Source organism: Halorubrum sp. SD683 (assembly GCF_002135045.1).
GTDB classification, from domain to species: Archaea; Halobacteriota; Halobacteria; order Halobacteriales; family Haloferacaceae; genus Halorubrum; species Halorubrum ezzemoulense.
The window spans coordinates 1-4,261 of sequence record NZ_NEWJ01000121.1; the positions used below are offsets into that span (position 1 = coordinate 1).

General features: G+C 71.2%; 4 protein-coding genes. 3 read left to right on the forward strand and 1 reads right to left on the reverse strand.

The window, feature by feature from the left end; translation table 11 throughout:
* Positions 1-590: DUF5821 family protein (locus B9G49_RS15700; protein ID WP_233125234.1), on the forward strand; the 590-nt coding region annotated here is incomplete at its 5' end.
* Between the two features lie 84 nt (positions 591-674).
* Positions 675-1,796 (forward strand): pyridoxal phosphate-dependent aminotransferase, encoded by a 1,122-nt coding sequence (locus B9G49_RS15705; RefSeq protein WP_086216997.1) that lies wholly within the window; start codon positions 675-677, stop codon positions 1,794-1,796.
* Between the two features lie 25 nt (positions 1,797-1,821).
* On the opposite strand, the gene B9G49_RS15710 is transcribed toward B9G49_RS15705, so the two are convergent.
* Positions 1,822-2,829 carry a hypothetical protein gene (locus B9G49_RS15710; RefSeq protein ID WP_086216998.1) on the reverse strand — a complete coding sequence of 336 codons (1,008 nt, stop codon included), beginning with the start codon at positions 2,827-2,829 and terminating at the stop codon, positions 1,822-1,824.
* Between the two features lie 182 nt (positions 2,830-3,011).
* Here B9G49_RS15710 and B9G49_RS15715 point away from each other — a divergent pair, with 182 nt between their 5' ends.
* Positions 3,012-4,214: a methionine adenosyltransferase gene (locus B9G49_RS15715; protein WP_049929399.1), complete on the forward strand. Its 1,203-nt coding sequence runs from the start codon at positions 3,012-3,014 to the stop codon at positions 4,212-4,214.
* Positions 4,215-4,261: the final 47 nt, after the last annotated feature.

Below are 4,261 nucleotides of genomic sequence, written 5' to 3' on the forward strand. Positions count from 1 at the left end.
GCGGGGACCGCTCGCTCGCGACGACGGCGGCCGGTGCCCGTCCGGAGGCGGTCGGCGCCGCCCGCGCGACCGCTGCGGCGCGGTTCGACGCCGCGACGGTCGAGCCGGTCGAGATGCCTTCCCGGCGGCGACTGCTCGCGGTGGCGCGGGAGATCCTCGACGACCGCTTCGCCGACGACCTCGCGACCGTGCTGGAGTCGCTTCCGCCGGGCGAGTTCGGCCGCGCGACGGAGCCGTCGGACCGGTCGCTCCTCGTCGCGCTCGCGGCCCGACACGACCACCTCTTCCGCGACCTCCGGGCGTGGGCCGGCGCCGACGGCATCGGGATCGCCCCGGCACAGGAGTTCACCGGCGACCGGCAGGCCCTCGTCGAGCGGGAGCTGATCGAGTCGATCAAGGTGCCGGCGGGACCGGGGCGGCCGATGCTCCGCCTCCGCGCGGTCGACGACGCGCTGTTGCGCGCCCGCGCCGAGGAAGTGCCGAGCGTCCTCGAAGGGCGGTTCGATCTGCCGACCGACGCGGACGGGCGGACCCGACACGACGCCGGCCGCGGCGAACGCCGGCCGGTCTGGGAGCGGAAGCGTCGGTGAGTGCGGGCCCGCGACTCGCCGTCGGAGGCGGTCCGTCGATCCGACGTGACAAGAACTAACTCGCGGCGGCGCCCTCAGAACGGTATGACGACGTTCTCCGACAGGGTCGAACGGATCTCGATAAGCGGGATCCGCGAGGTGTTCGAGGCGGCCGGCGACGACGCGATCAACCTCGGGCTCGGACAGCCCGACTTCCCGACGCCGCCCCACGCCCGCCAAGCCGCCGTCGACGCGATCGAGTCCGGAAAGGCGGACGCGTACACCGAGAACAAGGGGACCCCCGCGCTGCGGGAGGCGATCGCCGAGAAGCACCGCGCCGATCAGGGGATCGACCTCGACCCCGACAACGTCATCGCGACCGCGGGCGGCAGCGAGGCGCTCCACGTCGCCTTGGAGGCGCACGTCGACGCCGGCGACGAGGTGCTGATCCCGGACCCCGGGTTCGTCTCCTACGACGCGCTGACGAAGCTGGCCGGCGGCGAACCCGTCCCCGTGCCGCTCCGCGACGACCTCACGATCGACCCGGCCGCGGTCGAGGCGGCGATCACCGAGGACACCGCGGCGTTCGTCGTCAACTCTCCAGGGAATCCGACCGGGGCGGTCTCCTGCGAGGAAGACGTCCGGGAGTTCGCGCGCATCGCCGACGAGCACGACGTGCTCTGTCTCTCCGACGAGGTGTACGAGTACACCGTCTTCGACGGCGAACATCACTCGCCGATCGAGTTCGCCGAGACGGACAACGTCGTCGTCGTCAACTCGGCCTCGAAGCTGTTCTCGATGACCGGCTGGCGGCTCGGCTGGGTGTACGGCGCCGAGGAGCGCGTCGAGCGCATGCTGCGCGTCCACCAGTACGCGCAGGCGTGCGCCTCGGCGCCGGCGCAGTACGCCGCCGAAGCCGCGCTGCGGGGCGACCGCGGCGTGGTCGACGAGATGACGGCGTCCTTCGAGCGCCGCCGCGACATCGTCTTGGAGGGGTTCGCGGAGATCGGCCTCGACTGTCCCACCCCGAAGGGGGCCTTCTACGCGATGCCGCGGGTGCCCGAGGGATTCGTCGACGAGTGTCTCGACCGCGGCGTGGTCGTCGTCCCCGGCGAGGCGTTCGGGGAGAACGGCGCCGGTCACGCGCGGGTCTCGTACGCGACCGACGAGAGCGACCTGCGCGAGGCGCTCGACGTGATGGCGGAAGCGTACGAGGCGGCCCGCTGAGGCGACGGCGAAGCGCCTCGGCCGATCAGTTCCCCCCGTCGTTCACGATCCGGAGGTACCGCTCGTAGTACTCGTCGCCGTACCGGATCATCGCTTCTTCGGTCTCGCGGACGCCGGCGTCCTTGCGAACGTTCCCGTCGAGGTAGTGGCGCGCGTCGATCGCGCGGAGCAGTTCGGCGTACGCGTCGGAGTACGGGTGCGTCTGGCCGTACTCCTCTGCCTCGGCCCGGTCGACGATCCGTCCGGCCTCCGCGGAGAGGTCGTCCCGCTCGACCCTCGGACCGACGAGCGCCGCCCGGAGGATCGACTCCATTCGCTCGGGGCGCTCGGCGACCGCCTCGGCGGTCGGCCGGTGGACGGCCTCGTGAAACCGCTCCCGTTCGATTTCGACCCGGTAGGTGGTGTCTCGGTAGGTCACGTAGTCGGGACCGTCGTCGTCGAGCAGCGCGCTCTCCGCGCGCGAAGCTTCGGCCCGATACGCGTAGCCGCCGCGCTCGACCAGTCCGACTGGATAGCCGCCCACGCCACCGCGGGCCCGCGCGGCGAAGTGCGCGATGTGGACGGCCCGCTGGTCGGCCTCCGGGAGGTCCCCGTCTTCGCCACCGTCGACCGGCGACTCGCCGTCGCCGGCTGACGCTCCGTCGCTCTCGGCCTCGAAGAGCCGGAGAACCGGGTAGGTCTCGGCGACCTCGTCGACGATCACCGACCCGAGCCGGTAGTAGGTCCCCTCGAAGCGGGCGTACGCGGGGTCGTCCGGCTCCGCGAAGAACGGCTTCCGGTGTCGGATCGTGTACGGCTCGCCCGCCAGCGCGGCGTCGAGCGCCGCCCCATCCCACCGCTCGGGCGGGGCGTCGGGGTCGCGAACGTACCGGTCGCGCAGCGAGCCCTCGACCCCCGAGAGCGAGAGCCGCAGTTCCGGCCCGTCGTCTGACTCGTCGTCGCTATCGGTCCCGAGACAGCCGGCGGCGGCGCCGATGCCGCCCGCGAGCGCACCGGCGAGCAGTCGACGGCGGGAGGGCGCGAGTTCGTCCATACGGGGCAGTCGCACTCGCCGCGGCAAAGTCCTTGCCGAAACTCAAGCGCCCGCTTGTGTCACCCGGCGCGACGCGGACCGGGCCGGGGCCGCCGAAGCCGCCTATAAATAACTACAGGTTATTCACTACCGGTGGAGAGTTTCCGCAAGTTATAGTGCCGACGGCGCAGTATCGGTGCGTAATGGACCGGAACATACAGGTCAGCCGCCTCGACCGGCAGGCGGTCGAGGACCAGGAGGTCGAAATCGTCGAGCGAAAGGGGATCGGTCACCCAGACTCGATCTGCGACGGCGTCGCGGAGTCGGTCTCGCGGGCGCTCTCGCAGCTCTACTTGGACCGCGTCGGCAAGGTGCTCCACTACAACACCGACGAGACGCAGCTGGTTGCCGGCCGTGCGGCCCCCGCGTTCGGCGGCGGCGAGGTCGTCGAGCCCGTCTACATCCTCATCGTCGGCCGCGCCACGAAGGAGTACGACGGCGAGCAGCTCCCGGTCGACTCGACCGCGCTCGCGGCCGCCCGCGACTACCTCGCCGAGGCGATCCCTGAGCTCGAGTACGGCACCGACGTGGTCGTCGACGTGAAGCTCGGCGAGGGCTCCGGTGACCTCCAGGACGTGTTCGGCGAGGAGACGCAGGAGGTTCCGATGGCCAACGACACCTCCTTCGGCGTCGGCCACGCGCCGCTCACCGAGACGGAGACGATCGTCCGCGAGGCCGAGCGCGCGCTCAACACGACCTACCACGACGACCACCCCGAGCTCGGCCCCGACGTGAAGATCATGGGTAAACGCGAGGGCGACCGGATCGACATCACCGTCGCCGCCGCGATGGTCGACGCCTACGTCGACGGGCTCGACGAGTACGACGACGCGGTCGCGTCCGTCCGCGAGTACGTCGACGACCTCGCCCGCGAGTACACCGACCGCGAGGTCAACGTCGACGTGAACACGGCCGACGACTACGACGAGGGCTCCGTCTACCTGACTGTCACCGGCACTTCCGCCGAGCAGGGCGACGACGGCTCCGTCGGGCGCGGCAACCGCGCCAACGGCCTCATCACCCCGAACCGCCCGATGTCGATGGAGGCTACCTCCGGGAAGAACCCCGTCAACCACATCGGGAAGATCTACAACCTGCTCTCCACCCGCGTCGCCGAGTCCGTCACCGAGGAGGTCGACGGGATCCGCGACCTCCAGGTCAGGCTCCTCTCGCAGATCGGCCGGCCGATCGACGAGCCGCACGTCGCGGACGCGCAGATCGTCACCGAGGACGGCGTCACGCTGAGCGACATCGAGGCCGACGTCGTCGACATCGTCGACCGCGAGCTGGCCGACGTGACGGACGTGACCCGCAGCGTCATCGAGGGCGACGTCTCGACGTTCTGAGCCGGGCGCCGCCGGTCGCGATCTCTCCCCTCCACCGCCCGCCGACC

Excerpts from the sequence above, each read along its gene's own strand:
- B9G49_RS15705 (WP_086216997.1), top strand. The coding sequence starts at position 675 with ATGACGACGTTCTCCGACAGGGTCGAACGGATCTCGATAAGCGGGATC.
- B9G49_RS15710 (WP_086216998.1), bottom strand. The coding sequence starts at position 2,829 with ATGGACGAACTCGCGCCCTCCCGCCGTCGACTGCTCGCCGGTGCGCTC.
- B9G49_RS15715 (WP_049929399.1), top strand. The coding sequence starts at position 3,012 with ATGGACCGGAACATACAGGTCAGCCGCCTCGACCGGCAGGCGGTCGAG.